Source organism: Streptomyces sp. NPDC048248, from assembly GCF_043201875.1.
In the GTDB taxonomy this organism is placed as follows: Bacteria; Actinomycetota; Actinomycetes; order Streptomycetales; family Streptomycetaceae; genus Streptomyces.
The window spans coordinates 398,875-413,260 of record NZ_JBICZL010000006.1 but is presented as its reverse complement, the minus strand read 5'-3'; the positions used below and the strand labels follow the sequence as shown (position 1 = coordinate 413,260).

Here is a 14,386-nt window from a genome sequence, read left to right as displayed (position 1 = left end):
GCGGGAATGTCCTCTTCGGGGCGGCCGAGGACGCTCTCCTCGACCCAGCGCCCGAAGGTCTCGCGGCCGCGGGAGATTCCGTCCCACGCCTGGTAGAAGGCGTTGTCCCGGACCGAGTAGCCGGCCGCGTAGGAGGGGTGGGCGCCACCGGGGACGAGGGCGACCGCGTCGACCACCCAGGAGGGCAGGACGATGCCGCCGGGGCGGGGTTCGAGCGTGTCGACGACCTCCTCGACGGTGACCAGGACGCGTCGCGCAGCGAGCGCCGCCTCCTTCTGCACCCCTGCCAGCCCCCACAGCTGGACGTTGCCGGCGCGGTCGGCCTGCTGGGCGTGGATGACGGTGACGTCGGGATTGAGCGCGGCGACGGCGGCGAGCTTCTCGCCGGTGAAGGGGCAGGTGACGGTGGAGACGGTGGTGGTGCGGCCGGGGATGTCGCTGCCCCGGTAGCCGCGCAGGACCGCGAAGGGGAGCTTCGAGGCGCCGGCGGCATAGCGGTTGGCCATCCCCGCGTGGCTGTGCTCGTCGATCTCCAGCGGGGCGGGCCAGCCGTTCTCGACGGCGTCGCGGAACCGGTGCAGCGAGCCGACGCCCGGGTTGCCGCCCCAGGAGAAGACCAGCTTGCGTGCCGCTCCGGCGCCGATCAGCTGGTCGTAGACCACGTCGGGGGTCATCCGGGCGAGCGTGAGGCCGGTGATGCCCTGCCGGATGATCTCGTGCGCCGCGGCGAACGGGATGAGGTGGGTGAACCCCTCAAGCGCCACGGTGTCCCCGTCGTGGATCAGTTCCTTGACGGCGTCGTGCAGCGAACGGATTTCGGCCATGTCCTCGCCCTCGGGTCGTACGGGCACACGGTCCGGGAGGACCGCCCCTTGGTGAAGTGCTCGGGGTGCGCGGGTCGCGCTGCGCTCTTGTTCGCACTGCTCTTGTCCACGAACTTGTTCGCGTGGTGAACTTAAGTTCATAATTGAGCTGCCCTGAGTTTGAACCCCGGTCCCGGCTCTGTCAACGGTCCGCCGGGTACGGTTCCGACCAGATCGCCGCACCAGTGGAGAGCTCATGACCCACCCCGCCCCCCTCGCCCCGCCGCCACCGCCAACGGAGGCGGTCGGGCCGCTGATGCGCAGCCTGGCCGTTCTGCGGGAGCTGGCGGCCGCCGGCGGCCGCCGGGCCGTGGGGGACCTCGTCCGCGACACCGGCCTCGCGCGGTCCACCGTCGACCGCGTGCTGAGCACCCTCGACCGCCTCGGTTACCTACGGACCGAGGGCCGGGACGCGGTGCTCGCACCGCGCCTGCTGGAGCTCGGCAATGCGTATCTCGCCGCCTCCGAGCTGCCCGACCGGCTCGGGCCGCTCGCCGACCGGCTGGCGGACGAGCTCGACGAGTCCGTCTCGCTGGCTGTACCGGACGGCGACGGGGTGCGCTTCGTGCACCAGGCGACCCGCCGGCGCGCGATGTCCCTCGCCTTCCGCATCGGCGATCTGCTGCCCGCCGAACGGGGCGCGCCCGGCGCGCTGTTCGCCGACCGGTGGACCGCGCGGGACTGGGAACGCTGGCGGTCGCGCCGCGCCGCCGACCCGACGGACGCCCGCTTTCCCGCCGTGCCGCCGCGCGGTGACGGCCGGCCCGCCGGGGTGGACCCGGGAACCGACTTCGAGGACCGGGTGGCCGCCGCCCGCACGGCCGGCTGGTCCCTGGACGACGAGCTGATCGAACCGGGCCTGGTCGCCGTGGCCGTACCGGTCCGCGACCCGTCGGGGCGCACGGTCTGCGCGCTGAGCGCGGTCAGCCACACCAGCCGGCTGAGCGCGCAGGAGCTACGGGACGCCGTACTGCCGCGGTTGCGGGAGACGGTGGCCGCGATGGAGTACGCCCTGAGCGCGCCCGCCACCGCGGAGCAGGACGCCGGCGACCCGCCGGGGCCGGCCCCCGCGGCCTGGATGCAGGCATCCAAGCAGGAGTTGGGACCGGAGTTCGTCGAATCGATGGCCCGCGGGCTGATCACCCTCACCGCGTTCGGCACGGGCCGCGCCGACCTCACGCTCACCGCCGTGGCGGAGGCCACCGGCCTGGCCCGCGCCACCGCCCGCCGGGCCCTGATCACCCTGGAGCACCTCGGCTACATCGCCACCGACGGCAAGCTCTTCCGCCCGACGCCGAAGGTGCTGGAACTGGGTTTCGCGCACCTCTCCGGGCTGACCCTGCCCGCCATCGCGCAACCCCATCTGGCCGCGCTGGTCGAGCGGGTGCACGACTCCGCCTCGATGGCGATCCTGTCCGGCGACGACATCCAGTACGTGGCCCGGGTGCCCACCGTCCGCATCATGAGCGTCAACATCACCCTGGGCACCCGCTTTCCCGCGTACCCGACGTCGATGGGCCGGGTCCTGCTCGCCGGCCTGTCACCGGAGGAGCGGTCCGCACGGCTCGCCCTCACCGACCTCGAGCCGCTCACCCGGCACACCGTCACCGATCCCGAGCGGCTCGGCGCCCTCCTGGAACAGGTACGTGACGAGGGATACGCCCTGGTGGACCAGGAGTTGGAGGAAGGGCTGCGCTCGATCGCCGTACCCGTGCACGACCGCACCGGCCGGGTCGTCGCCGCCGTCAACGTCTCGACCCACGCGGGTCGTTGCACGGCTGACGAGGCCCGGGAATCCCTCCTGCCCGCCTTGCGTGAAGCCGCCGCCGACATCGAGGCGGACCTGCGGATCGCCGGCCGCTACGCCCGCATCCCCGCCCACTGACCCCATCCATGGGGAGGGGCCAGAACTCCGGGCCGCCCCGGGTGGCACGGCCCCGTCCGTGACGCCTGAGGGCGCCTTGCCACCGGAGGGCGGGCGCCGCAGTGGGCGGCGTATCGGTCGACGCGGCGGCCCGCAAGGGCATGGCACACGCGCCCGGGCGGTCCACGCCGGTCCGGTCGCCCCCAAAGCTCAATGGGGACAAGGCCGCCAACCCTCGGCACAGGAGCATGCCGGGCCGACGCGACGGCCTGCCGAGCGTCCACAACCCGGCTTCCGGGCGGGCCGGTTCGGGCCGACCACCAACCGCTCGCCAACCGGTCGGCAACCGGACGGCAAGGGCTCGGCCTCCTCCGCACTCCCGCGGGCCGGGTGGCGCGCTCAGGGGGGCGCCGGCCTACGCGACAGCCTCCAACGAATCCGCGCCCCCGCCCGTCCCGCGCAGCCTCAGGGCTCGGTGCCGACGGCCGCGGGCGCCGCGGGTGCCGTGCGGCCGTTGCGCCGGGCGAGTGGCACCAGGCTGATGGCCAGAGCGCCGAGCAGGCCGGCCAACGCGAAAGCGGTGAAGCCCAGTTGGTCGTTCCCCTGGGCGGCCAGAGTGCCACCCAGCCAGGGGCCGACCACCGCGCCGGTGCGGCCGATGCCGGTCACCCAGCCGATTCCGGTGGCCCGTTCGGCGGCCGGATAGACCCGGTCGGCCGCCGCGTACACCATCACCTGCGCGCTGAAGAGCCAGACACCGGTGATCGCCACGACCACGTAGGTGAGCCCCAGCGGCAGTCGCGCGCCCAGGAGCAGCGCACCCGCGGCGGTGAGCAGGAACCAGAGGGCGGAGACCTTGACGGGACCGAAGCGGTCGGCGGTGCGGCCGGCCACGAGCATGCCCACGATGCCGCCCGCGTTGATGATGAGCAGGAAGCTCACCGAGGACGTCAGGCCGTAGCCGGAGGCCCGCATCATCTGCGGAAGCCAGGTGCTCACGCCGTACACCAGGAGCAGGCCGCAGAAGGAGGCGAGCCACAGCAGCGGCGTGGCCCAGCGGGCTCCGGGGCGGAAGAGTGCGCGGACCGCGTCGAGGCGGCCCTTCGCCCCCTGGGTGGGAGCGTCGGCGGGGACGGGGCGGGCCATGCCGTAGCGGTCGGCGACGGCCGCCGCCTCGGCGGTACGGCCCTTGGCGAGCAGCACGCCGGGGGATTCGGGCAGCGATCGCAGGAGGAGCGGCGCGGCGACGACGGCGGGGAGCACGCCTGCCCAGAACACCCAGCGCCAGCCGAGGGCCGGGGCGAGCGTCAGCCCCAGACCCGTCGCGAACATGCCACCCGCGTGATACGAGGTCATCAGCAGCCCGGTGGCCAGCGCGGCCCGGCGCGGCGGCGCGAACTCCATCACCATGGACAGGCAGATCGGCATCAGGCCGCCGAGGCCCAGCCCGGCGACGAACCGCCCGGCGCCGAAGAGGCCGGGCGAGCCGGCCAGAGCGCAGACCGCGGACCCGCCGGAGAACAGCAGCACGCTGGCGACGAGCACCGGGCGGTGCCCGAGCCAGTCGGTCAGGGTGCCGGTGCCGAGGGCGCCGATCAGCATGCCGAAGGTGGTCCAGCTGCCGATCGTGCCGGCCGCGCCGGGGGTGAGGCCGAGCCCCGGGTCGTCGAGCATGTGCGGCATGACGGCGCCGTAGACATTGACGTCCATGCCGTCGAAGAAGACGGCGAGCCAGCACAGCGCCAGGACCGGCGCGACGGAGCGGAAGGTGTGGCGGCGGCCGGAGACGGTCGCGGTGCCGGTGGGCGGTGGGTGACCGGTGTGGGACATGGAGACCTCGGATTCGCGATGACCCGGCGGAGAGCGCGGAAATTCCACGAGATGTTCGCGTGGTGAACTTTCGTTCGCGCGATAATGGCAAGGATCATCTGCCCGAGTCCCGGGGCTGTCAATGGCTCGCGCACGCCGCGTACCGGCGGCCCGCCTCCCGGCCGCCGCGCTCAGCTCGGCTCAGTCGCCGTGGCGGCGCTGCGGGTGCAGCCGGGCTCGCACATCTCCGGGCGGCAGGAACTGCGCCCAGCGCTCGGGGTATTCGGACGGCGGCTCGGCTCCACCGCCACCCCCGCAGTCGCCCGCGCCATCGGGTCCGCGCCCCGCATCACCACGGGCCCCGCCCCCGTCGCCCGCGCGATCCCGTTCGGCCCCGTCGCCCCCGCCGTCCCCGTACATCCCGTCGCTCTCATGAGCCCCCGCGAGCCCCGCGCCCCACTCCCCCACGCCGGGCTCCCCCGCCGACTCCGCGTCCGCCGCCGCCCGCTTCGCCGCCTGCTCCCGTACCCGGCGCTGCTTCTCCGCCCGCCCGGCCGCCGTGGCCACGGACGGCCAGACCCGGTCGAGCGCCGCGTTCATCGCCGCCCCCACGAGCACCGCGAAGGCGGAGACCCCGATCCACAGCAGGACGGCGACCGGCGCGGCCAGCGACCCGTAAACCGTCGGCCCCTCGACCGTCTCGGTGAGGTAGATCCGCAGGAGGAAGCTGCCGAGCACCCACATGCCGAGCGCTGCCACCGCACCCGGAATGTCCTCCGGCCAGGGCGAACGGACCGGCACCGACACGTGATACAGCGTGGTGAGGAAGGCGACCGAGAGGATCAGCACCACCGGCCAGTACAGCGCCCTGATGATGCCCTCGCTCGCCGGCATCCAGCTGACGACCGTGTCGGGCCCCGCGACCATCAGCGGCAGCGCGATCGCGCCGACGACGAGCGCGGCGAGGTAGAGCACGAAGGCCAGCAGGCGGGTCCTGACGATGCCGCGCCGGCCGTCCAGGCCGTACATGATCGTGATGGTGTCGACGAAGACGTTCAGCGCCCGGGAGCCGGACCACAGGGCGATGGCGAAGCCGAGGGAGATGACGTCCGGACGGCGGCCGGTGAAGACATCGTCCAGCAGCGGCCCGGCGATCTCCGCCACGCCCTTGTCGGACAGCACGGTGGCGGAGGCGCCGAGGATGTTCTGCCGGATGGTGTCGATGGTGTCGTGGCCGATCCACGGCTCCATGTAGCCCAGCAGGCCGATGAGCCCGAGCAGCAGCGGCGGCAGCGACAGCAGGCAGAAGAACGCGGCCTCGGCGGCCAGGCCGGTGACGCGGTACTGCATGCAGGAGTTGACCGTGTCCTTGAGCAGCAACCAGGCCAGCCGACGCTTGGAGACGTTGCGGTAGAGGACGCGGGCCCTGGTCAAACGGCCCGCGGGCCGCTCGGTTGGTTCGTTTGCCGGCTGCACCTCCTTACCGTAGCTGCCATGGCAGCCACCACTCACACGGTCACCAACCAGCCCCCGCCGCTGGTCGGATATGACGTCTTCACGTCCGACAAGGCGCTCACCGAGGGCGTCGCCCGGTATGTCGCCGACGCCCGCCTCGATGAGGTGCGGGGCGAATTGCGCACCCTCGGGCAGGCCGCCGGCTCCGCGCACGCGCAGCAGTGGGGCGAGCAGGCCAACTCCCATCCCCCCGTCCTGCACACCCACGACCGCTACGGTCACCGCATCGACGCGGTGGAGTTCCATCCGGCCTGGCACCGGCTGCTGGGCCACGCCGTCACCAACGGCCTCACCGCCGCGTGGGCCCGGCCGGACGGCCACGTCCGTCGTACCGCGGGTTTCCTGGTGTGGTCCCAGGCCGAGGCGGGGCACGGCTGCCCGGTGTCGATGACCCACGCGGCCGTCCCCGCCCTGCGCACCGACCCCGAGCTGGCGGCCGAGTGGGAGCCGAGGCTGACCTCCCGGGTGTACGAGCAGGAACTGCGGCCGCCCGCCGAGAAGACGGGCGTGCTGGCCGGAATGGCGATGACGGAGAAGCAGGGCGGCAGCGACGTACGGGCCAACACCACCCGTGCCGAGCCGCTCGCGGCGCCCGGTGAGTACACCCTGACCGGGCACAAGTGGTTCTGCTCGGCGCCGATGTCGGACATCTTCCTGGTGCTCGCCCAGGCGCCGGGAGGGCTCACCTGCTTCCTGCTGCCCCGGGTGCTGCCGGACGGCACCCGTAACTCCTTCCGGATCCAGCGGCTCAAGGACAAGCTCGGCAACCGCTCCAACGCCTCCGCCGAGATCGAGTTCGACGGGCGGAGCTGGGCGCGCCGGGTCGGCGAGGAAGGGCGCGGGGTGGCGACGATCATCGAGATGGTCGCCGCGACCCGGCTCGACTGTGTCACCGGGGCGGCCGCGGTGATGCGGCAGGCGGTCGCGCAGGCGGTGCACCACACCACGTACCGGGAAGCGTTCGGCGGCCCCCTGATCGACAAGCCGCTGATGCGCAATGTGCTGGCGGACCTGGCGCTGGAGTCGGAGGCGGCGACGACCCTCGCACTGCGGCTGGCGGCGGCGTACGACGGGGGCGGCGAGCAGGACCGGAACTTTCTGCGGCTCGCCGTGCCGGCCGCCAAGTACTGGGTGACCAAGCGGTGCGCGTCGCTGGCCGCCGAGGCGCTGGAGTGCCTGGGCGGCAACGGCTATGTCGAGGAGTCGGGGATGCCGCGGCTGCTGCGCGAGGCGCCGCTGAACTCGATCTGGGAGGGCTCGGGAAACGTCCAGGCCCTCGATGTCCTGCGGGCGCTGCAGCGGGAGCCCGCCGCGCTGAACGCCTTCCTGACGGAGATCGGCACGGCCCGGGGCGCGGACCACCGGCTGGATCGCGGAATCAAGGGACTGCTGACCGAACTGGCCGATCTGGAAGGGATCGAGGCGCGGGCCCGTCGGGTGGTGGAGCGGATGGCGACGGTGCTCCAGGGCTCCTTGCTGGTGCGCTTCGCGCCGGCCGAGGTCGCCGACGCGTTCTGCGCGTCCCGGCTCGGCGGTGACGCGGGAGCCGCGTTCGGGACCCTGCCGCACACGTTGGATCTCGCGGCGGTCGTGGAGCGGGCCCGGCCGGTCGTCGAGGGCTGACCGCGACGGGGGGCCGCGGGGGTACCGGTGCGGCGGCAGCTCCCCGCCCCTCAGGGGGACGGGGACAGGGGTTACCGCCGCCGCACCGGTCAGGGAGCGGTGCCGCGCCGACTCGGCGCCGCTCCCGGTCTCAGGGCCATCGCGGCGGATCCGCGGCGGTACGTCCGCGCAGCGCCGCCTCGACGGCCACGATGATGTTGCTCACGGGCGTCTCCGTCCGGAAGCCGACCAGGACGCCGCGGGCCTCGTAGTAGCCCAGGACGCGGGTGGCCTCCTGCCCTTCGCCGCTGCCGGCATCCCGCAGATGCACCACGATGTCGGCGAAGGCCAGCGCGGGCAGCAGACCGCCGACGCCGGCCACCCGGTCCAGCAGCCGCGGGGCGCCGTCGATGACGTAACCGTCCACGGGCAGCGGCTGACGTCCGGCCAGCACGTCGACCGCCGCGATACGGGGAAGGCCGTAGTGGCCGGCCAGGCGGGCGGCGCGGGCGAGGCGCACTCCTTCCTGCGCGCCGATCACCACGACACGCGGCGCGGTGGCCACCATTGAGCTCCCCCCTCGTGCGCCGTGCCGACGAACCACGCGACGGACGCGATCCCCGGCGCGCCCCGTGCGCGTCGATCCACGGCAGATGACCGGCGACACCACCGACATCGGGCCGACACCGGCCGCTCGCACCAGATTCCCCCGGTGCGTCATAGGCCACAACGGTTGCATTTCGTTGCACCGGATCTACGCATTGGCCCACCGGAGAACACCTGGTGACGGCACGATGGGCACGACGAAGGCGACAGCGCGCAACGGAGAGCAGCGTGAGGGACAGACCGATCGACAGCGCCATCTGGTCGGCCCAGGAGATCCGCGAAACCGCTCGTCGCATCGCCTCGGTACGGGAGGCCGCGCTCTCGGGCGCCTCCCCGCTCGACCCGCCGTCCGACGCGCCGCGCCCGCTCATCGGCGAGTCCTGGCTGCGGGCGCTGGGATCCGGGGTGGACCCCGAGCGCGACGCCGATCAGCAACCCCTCTCCGTGGCCGAGCTGGAGCACCGGCGGCACAATTCCCAGCTCACGGCAGTGCTGCCGGTCCTGCACGACGGGCTGCTCGCGGCCGCCCACGCCGCGCAGCAGATCATGGTCGTCACCGACGCCGAGGGGCGGGTGCTGTGGCGCGAGGGGTGCGCGCCGATCCGGCGGATGGCCGACCGGCTCGGCTTCGGCAAGGGCGCCGACTGGACGGAGGGCGTCGTCGGCACCAACGCCATCGGCACCGCGCTGGTGGCCCGGCGCCCCGTGCTGGTGCATTCGGCCGAGCACTTCGTGCGCAGCCACCACCAGTGGACATGCGCCGCCGCACCGCTGCACGACCCGCGCGACGGGCGCCTGCTGGGTACCGTCGACGTCAGCGGCCCGGCGCCGTCCTTCCACCCCACGACGCTGCCGCTGGTCTCCGCCGTCGCCCGCCTGGCCGAGGGCGAGCTGCGCACCCGGCACCACGGCTCCCTGGAGCGGCTGCGGTCGAGCGCGGCGCCGGTGCTGGCACGGCTCGGCGGGCGGGCACTGGCCGTCGACCCCCATGGCTGGGTCGCGGGCGTCACCGGTATCACCCCGCCGGACAGGGTGGCGCTGCCGAAGGCGCCGGAAGCGGGACCGCTGTGGCTGCCGCGCTACGGCATGTGCGCGCTGGAGCCGCTGCCGGGCGGCTGGCTGATCCGGATCGGCCCGCAGCAGGAACCGCCCCCGGGGCCCGGGCGGGTCCTGCTGGACCTCAGCGGCCGGGACGGCACGACGCTCACCGTCAGCGGCCCCATGGGCGACTGGTCGCACGAACTGACCCCGCGCCACGCCGAGTTGCTGTTCGTCCTCGCCGCGCATCCGGAGGGGCGCAGCGCCGCGGAACTCGCCCGGGACCTGTTCGGCGACGGAGGTCGCGCGGTCACGGTGCGCGCCGAGCTGTCGCGGCTGCGCCGGCATCTCGCAGGGGTTCTGTCCCACCGGCCGTACCGCTTCGCGGACGGGGTGGAGGTGGAGCTGCGGCTGCCTTCCCTGCCCGGCCGGCTGCTGCCGCAGTCGACGGCGCCCGCGGTGATGGCGGCCCGACGGGCTTGAGGGGCTGCGGCTCTTCGGGTGCCGCTCCGCCGTCCCAGCAGATGGACCGGCGTTCCGTGATGTGGAGCGGCCGGGACCGGTCCGGCCGCGGGGGCAGCCCCCGGCCGCCGGCGGCCCCACCCGTTCAGCCGTCTGCTGTCGCAGCCGCACCGGCGCACGCCTAGCGTGCCGACTGCGATCCGTACGCGCAGGGGGCGCGCGATCACGGGAGGAATGCGATGAGCCTGACGGGCCCGCCGGAGGAGCGGCACGCGCCGGCCGCCCCGCGCCGCCCCAACTGGGGTGTGCTCGCGCTGGTCGGCCTGACCGGCTTCGCCATGGTGCGTTACGGACTGTCGGACCAGGCCGACGGTCCGCCCCAGCCGGGCGGCGCCGCCGCCTCCCTCTCCCCCGCCGTCGGCCCCCGCGACGGCTCCGGCCCTCCACCCCTGCCGCACTCCGCCGCCGCCCGGGTGGCCATCCCCGCGATCAAGGTGTCCGCCCCGATGGTCCCCCTGGGCCTGGACAAGGACGGTTGGGTCGCCGCCCCGCCCGCGGAGGACCCCAACCTGGCGGGCTGGTACCGGGGCGGCCCGGCGCCGGGTGAGAACGGCACGGCCGTCATCGTCGGGCATGTCGACAATTTCAGCGGACCCGCGGTCTTCTACGGTCTGGGCGCCCTGAAGAAGGGCCACCTGGTCCGGGTGACCCGCAAGGACGGCCGCACCGCGACCTTCGAGGTCTACGGGGTCCGGGTCTTCGCCAAGGACGCCTTCCCCACCGAGGAGGTCTACGGCAGCACCGGGCGCCCTGAGCTGCGCGTACTCACCTGTGGAGGCGGCTACTCCGCGAACGCGGGCTACGCGGGCAATGTGGTGGTCTTCGCGCGGATGACGGCGGTCTCCTAGAGGGCCGTCCGCCCGGCGGGCCAGCGGCGGCCCGCGCCTCCTCGCCCCCGTCCGGTCGGTCGCGCCCAGCACCCACGAGCCGCCTGTCTCACTGATCGGGCGGGGTACCGGCCCGTGACACCCGTGTGGTGTGCTGAGCACATGAGCACCCCGGTCACCACCTGGTACCTCAAGCAGACCTCCGGCGCGGATCTCGTCCCCGCCAAGGCTCCGTCCGCGGAGCAGGATGTCCGTATCGTCAGGGCCGAGACGCCGTCGCCCGAATTCAGCCGCTTCCTCTACACGGCGGTCGGCGGGGACGTCCGATGGACCGACCGGCTGCCCTGGCCGTACGCGCAGTGGGCGGATTTCCTGGGGCGGCCGGGCGTGGAGACCTGGGTGGCATACGAGCGCGGCACCCCGGCCGGGTTCATCGAGCTGGACGCCCACCCCGAGGGCGTGGTGGAGATCAGCTACTTCGGCCTCCTGCCGGCCTTCCGCGGTCGCCGGATCGGCGGCCACCTGCTCGCCCAGGGGACGGCGCGGGCGTGGGACCTCGCCGAACGGTGGCCGGAGCGCGCGCCGACGCGGCGGGTGTGGGTACACACCTGCAGCAAGGACGGCCCGCACGCCCTTGCCAACTACGAGCGGCGCGGCTTCCGCCTGTACGACACGACGCTGGCCGAGGAGCCCGACGTACAGACTCCGGGCCCCTGGCCGGGCGCCGGCCCGGTCACACACGCCATCGCGGAGTGATCAGCACCACACCGTCTCACTATCCGGGACCATGGTGTCCAAATCCTGGATGACGGTGGACTGGCCGGAGAGCCTCGTGACACGCTTCCGTCATGTCCAGAGCTGGAATTGTCTTGGTGAGTCGGCGACACGTCGACCTCGGCCGCATGTCCAGCGCCATCTGTCCGGCGGGCTGACAGTCTCAGCACCGCCGTATCTTGCGCCGTCCCCATCGCTGCGGACGCGCTGACACCCCGACCCCCGCAGGGCACCCCGACGCGTTACCGCGCGCCGCACTTTGGTGTGTCTGCACAGGTCATCGCGGGTGCACCCGCCACGCCAGGACCCCTTGAGCCGCCCAGAAGGACGTACACCCATGGCCGCCACCCCGGACCGACCCGCCGCCGCCACGACCCGCCGCAAGGCCGGACGCCACCGCGGCGAGGGCCAGTGGGCCGTTGGTCACTACACGCCCCTCAACGGCAATGAGCAGTTCAAGAAGGACGACGACGGTCTCAATGTGCGGACACGCATTGAGACGATCTACTCCAAGCGGGGCTTCGACTCGATCGACCCCAACGACCTGCGCGGCCGGATGCGTTGGTGGGGGCTCTACACCCAGCGCAAGCCCGGGATCGACGGCGGCAAGACCGCGATCCTGGAGCCGGAGGAGCTGGAGGACAAGTACTTCATGCTGCGCGTGCGCGTCGACGGAGGCCGGCTGAGCGTGGCGCAGCTGCGCGCCATCGGCGAGGTCTCCGAGCAGTACGCGCGCGGCACCGCCGACGTCACCGACCGGCAGAACATCCAGCTGCACTGGATCCGCATCGAGGACGTGCCCGCCATCTGGGAGAAGCTGGAGGCCGTGGGGCTGTCCACGACCGAGGCGTGCGGCGACTGCCCGCGTGTGATCATCGGCTCCCCGGTGGCCGGTATCGCCGCCGACGAGATCATCGACGGCACCCCGGCCGTGGACGAGATCCACGAGCGCTACATCGGCAGCAAGGAGTTCTCCAACCTGCCGCGCAAGTTCAAGACCGCGATCTCCGGCTCCCCCGTCCAGGATGTGGTCCACGAGATCAACGACGTGGCCTTCGTCGGCGTCGAGCACCCCGAGCACGGCCCCGGCTTCGACCTCTGGGTCGGCGGCGGCCTGTCAACCAACCCCAAGCTCGCGCAGCGTCTGGGCACCTGGGTGCCGCTGGACGAGGTCGCCGATGTCTGGGCCGGTGTGGTCGGCATCTTCCGTGACTACGGCTACCGGCGGCTGCGCACCCGCGCCCGCCTGAAGTTCCTGATGGCCGACTGGGGCCCGGAGAAGTTCCGCCAGGTGCTGGAGGACGAGTACCTGGAGCGCAAGCTCGTCGACGGCCCGGCGCCGGCCGAGCCCGTACAGCGCTGGCGTGACCACGTCGGCGTGCACCAGCAGCAGGACGGCCGCTTCTACGTGGGCTTCGCCCCGCGCGTCGGCCGCGTGGACGGCGCCACCCTCACCAAGATCGCTGAAGTGGCCTCCCGGCACGGCTCGGACCGGCTGCGGACCACCGTCGAGCAGAAGATGATCATCCTCGACGTCGAGCAGGACCAGGTCGACTCGCTGGTCGCCGCCCTGGAGGCACTGGACTTCCAGGTCAACCCCTCGCCGTTCCGGCGCGGCACCATGGCCTGCACCGGCATCGAGTTCTGCAAGCTGGCCATCGTCGAGACCAAGGGCCGCGGCTCCGCCCTGATCGACGAACTGGAGCGCCGCCTGCCGGAGTTCGACGAGCCGCTCACGATCAACCTCAACGGCTGCCCCAACGCCTGCGCCCGTATCCAGACCGCGGACATCGGTCTCAAGGGTCAGCTGGTGCTGGACGACGACGGCAACCAGGTCGAGGGCTACCAGGTGCACCTGGGCGGCGCGCTGGGCCTGGAGCCCGGCTTCGGCCGCAAGGTCCGCGGTCTGAAGGTCACCGCCGACGGACTCCCCGACTACGTCGAGCGGGTGCTGCGCAACTACCAGGAGCAGCGCACCGACGGCGAGCGGTTCGCCACGTGGGCGGCCCGCGCGGAAGAGGGTGCACTGAAGTGAGCGAACGTGCCGCGCCGTTCTACTGCCCGTATTGCGGGGACGAGGACCTGCGCCCTTCCGAAGAAGGGCACGGGGCGTGGGAATGCCGCGCCTGCAGCCGGGCGTTCCGGCTGAAGTTCCTCGGCCTGCTCTCGCAGGGCCTGTCCAACGCCACTTCACCCGATGGAGGTGCGTCGTGACCACTGCCACCGATCTGCCGCAGCTCGCCGAGCACGCGGGACGTGAACTGGAGGACGCGAGCGCGCTCGACATCCTCACCTGGGCCGGCGAGACCTTCGGCAGCCGTTTCTGCGTCACCTCCTCCATGGAGGACGCGGTCGTCGCCCACCTCGCCGCACGCGCCGTCCCGGGCGTGGACGTGGTGTTCCTCGACACCGGCTACCACTTCCCGGAGACCCTCGGCACCCGGGACGCGGTGGCGGAGGTGATGGACGTCAACGTCATCACCCTCACGCCCCGTCGGTCCGTGGCCGAGCAGGACGCCGAGCACGGCCCGAAGCTGCACGACCGCAACCCGGACCTGTGCTGCGCGCTGCGCAAGGTCGCGCCCCTCGAAGAGGGCCTGACCGCGTATGACGCGTGGGCGACCGGGCTGCGCCGCGACGAGTCCCCGACCCGCGCCAACACCCCGGTCGTCGGCTGGGACGCCAAGCGCCAGAAGGTCAAGATCTCGCCGATCGCCCGCTGGACACAGGACGACGTGGACGCCTACGTCAACGAGCACGGCGTGCTCACCAACCCCCTGCTGATGGACGGCTACGCCTCCGTCGGCTGCGCGCCCTGCACCCGCCGGGTGCTGGAGGGCCAGGACGCACGGGCCGGCCGGTGGGCCGGCAGCAACAAGACCGAGTGCGGGCTGCACTGATGGCCGACCTGCAGAGCCGTCGGAGCACCCGGGAAATTCAGGACCCTGCGGATGTTCAGGAGATAT

General features: G+C 73.0%; 12 protein-coding genes and 1 pseudogene. 9 read left to right on the top strand and 4 right to left on the bottom strand.

Going from position 1 to position 14,386, the window contains the following annotated elements; all coding sequences use genetic code 11:
- Positions 1-26: 26 nt before the first annotated feature.
- Positions 27-824: pseudogene (locus tag ACGFZW_RS15395) on the bottom strand (CoA transferase subunit A); the annotation flags it as partial.
- 235 nt (positions 825-1,059) lie between these two features.
- Here ACGFZW_RS15395 and ACGFZW_RS15390 point away from each other — a divergent pair.
- Positions 1,060-2,748, top strand: a complete 1,689-nt coding sequence (locus tag ACGFZW_RS15390; RefSeq protein WP_393893590.1) for an IclR family transcriptional regulator C-terminal domain-containing protein — start codon at positions 1,060-1,062, stop codon at positions 2,746-2,748.
- A 444-nt stretch (positions 2,749-3,192) separates the two neighbouring features.
- Here the strand turns inward: ACGFZW_RS15390 and ACGFZW_RS15385 are convergent, their stop codons facing one another.
- Both ACGFZW_RS15385 and ACGFZW_RS15380 read right to left on the bottom strand, forming a co-directional pair.
- Positions 3,193-4,557 (bottom strand): MFS transporter, encoded by a 1,365-nt coding sequence (locus ACGFZW_RS15385; protein WP_393893589.1) that lies wholly within the window; start codon positions 4,555-4,557, stop codon positions 3,193-3,195.
- 180 nt (positions 4,558-4,737) lie between these two features.
- Positions 4,738-6,012 carry a YihY/virulence factor BrkB family protein gene (locus ACGFZW_RS15380; RefSeq protein ID WP_393893588.1) on the bottom strand — a complete coding sequence of 425 codons (1,275 nt, stop codon included), beginning with the start codon at positions 6,010-6,012 and terminating at the stop codon, positions 4,738-4,740.
- A gap of 18 nt (positions 6,013-6,030) precedes the next feature.
- Between ACGFZW_RS15380 and ACGFZW_RS15375 the strand changes: the two genes are divergently transcribed.
- On the top strand, positions 6,031-7,674 hold the full coding sequence (locus ACGFZW_RS15375; RefSeq protein ID WP_393893587.1) for an acyl-CoA dehydrogenase family protein: 1,644 nt from the start codon (positions 6,031-6,033) through the stop codon (positions 7,672-7,674).
- A 130-nt stretch (positions 7,675-7,804) separates the two neighbouring features.
- Here ACGFZW_RS15375 and ACGFZW_RS15370 read toward each other — a convergent pair whose 3' ends face one another.
- Entirely contained in the window at positions 7,805-8,221 is a 417-nt protein-coding gene (locus tag ACGFZW_RS15370; RefSeq protein WP_393893586.1) for a hypothetical protein, read from the bottom strand.
- 266 nt (positions 8,222-8,487) lie between these two features.
- Between ACGFZW_RS15370 and ACGFZW_RS15365 the strand changes: the two genes are divergently transcribed.
- The 7 genes from ACGFZW_RS15365 to ACGFZW_RS15335 all read left to right on the top strand — a co-directional run bounded on the left by ACGFZW_RS15365 (position 8,488) and on the right by ACGFZW_RS15335 (position 14,320).
- The gene (locus ACGFZW_RS15365; RefSeq protein ID WP_393893585.1) at positions 8,488-9,780 is read left to right on the top strand and encodes a GAF domain-containing protein; all 1,293 of its coding nucleotides are present in this window, start codon (positions 8,488-8,490) and stop codon (positions 9,778-9,780) included.
- 218 nt (positions 9,781-9,998) lie between these two features.
- Entirely contained in the window at positions 9,999-10,667 is a 669-nt protein-coding gene (locus ACGFZW_RS15360; protein WP_393893584.1) for a class F sortase, read from the top strand.
- Between the two features lie 141 nt (positions 10,668-10,808).
- Positions 10,809-11,402 carry a GNAT family N-acetyltransferase gene (locus tag ACGFZW_RS15355; protein ID WP_393893583.1) on the top strand — a complete coding sequence of 198 codons (594 nt, stop codon included), beginning with the start codon at positions 10,809-10,811 and terminating at the stop codon, positions 11,400-11,402.
- A gap of 92 nt (positions 11,403-11,494) precedes the next feature.
- Positions 11,495-11,578, top strand: coding sequence for a putative leader peptide (locus ACGFZW_RS15350; protein ID WP_332328088.1), 84 nt, complete (start codon positions 11,495-11,497; stop codon positions 11,576-11,578).
- A gap of 179 nt (positions 11,579-11,757) precedes the next feature.
- Complete coding sequence (locus tag ACGFZW_RS15345) at positions 11,758-13,455, top strand: nitrite/sulfite reductase (RefSeq protein ID WP_393893582.1); 1,698 nt, start codon at positions 11,758-11,760, stop codon at positions 13,453-13,455.
- Complete coding sequence (locus tag ACGFZW_RS15340) at positions 13,452-13,634, top strand: hypothetical protein (RefSeq protein WP_393893581.1); 183 nt, start codon at positions 13,452-13,454, stop codon at positions 13,632-13,634. Before ACGFZW_RS15345 ends, ACGFZW_RS15340 begins: the two co-directional genes overlap by 4 nt.
- Positions 13,631-14,320 carry a phosphoadenylyl-sulfate reductase gene (locus ACGFZW_RS15335; RefSeq protein ID WP_393893580.1) on the top strand — a complete coding sequence of 230 codons (690 nt, stop codon included), beginning with the start codon at positions 13,631-13,633 and terminating at the stop codon, positions 14,318-14,320. Before ACGFZW_RS15340 ends, ACGFZW_RS15335 begins: the two co-directional genes overlap by 4 nt.
- Positions 14,321-14,386: the final 66 nt, after the last annotated feature.

Excerpts from the sequence above, each read along its gene's own strand:
- ACGFZW_RS15355 (WP_393893583.1), top strand. The coding sequence starts at position 10,809 with ATGAGCACCCCGGTCACCACCTGGTACCTCAAGCAGACCTCCGGCGCG.
- ACGFZW_RS15385 (WP_393893589.1), bottom strand. The coding sequence starts at position 4,557 with ATGTCCCACACCGGTCACCCACCGCCCACCGGCACCGCGACCGTCTCC.
- ACGFZW_RS15350 (WP_332328088.1), top strand. The coding sequence starts at position 11,495 with ATGTCCAGAGCTGGAATTGTCTTGGTGAGTCGGCGACACGTCGACCTC.
- ACGFZW_RS15345 (WP_393893582.1), top strand. The coding sequence starts at position 11,758 with ATGGCCGCCACCCCGGACCGACCCGCCGCCGCCACGACCCGCCGCAAG.
- ACGFZW_RS15390 (WP_393893590.1), top strand. The coding sequence starts at position 1,060 with ATGACCCACCCCGCCCCCCTCGCCCCGCCGCCACCGCCAACGGAGGCG.
- ACGFZW_RS15370 (WP_393893586.1), bottom strand. The coding sequence starts at position 8,221 with ATGGTGGCCACCGCGCCGCGTGTCGTGGTGATCGGCGCGCAGGAAGGA.
- ACGFZW_RS15360 (WP_393893584.1), top strand. The coding sequence starts at position 9,999 with ATGAGCCTGACGGGCCCGCCGGAGGAGCGGCACGCGCCGGCCGCCCCG.
- ACGFZW_RS15375 (WP_393893587.1), top strand. The coding sequence starts at position 6,031 with ATGGCAGCCACCACTCACACGGTCACCAACCAGCCCCCGCCGCTGGTC.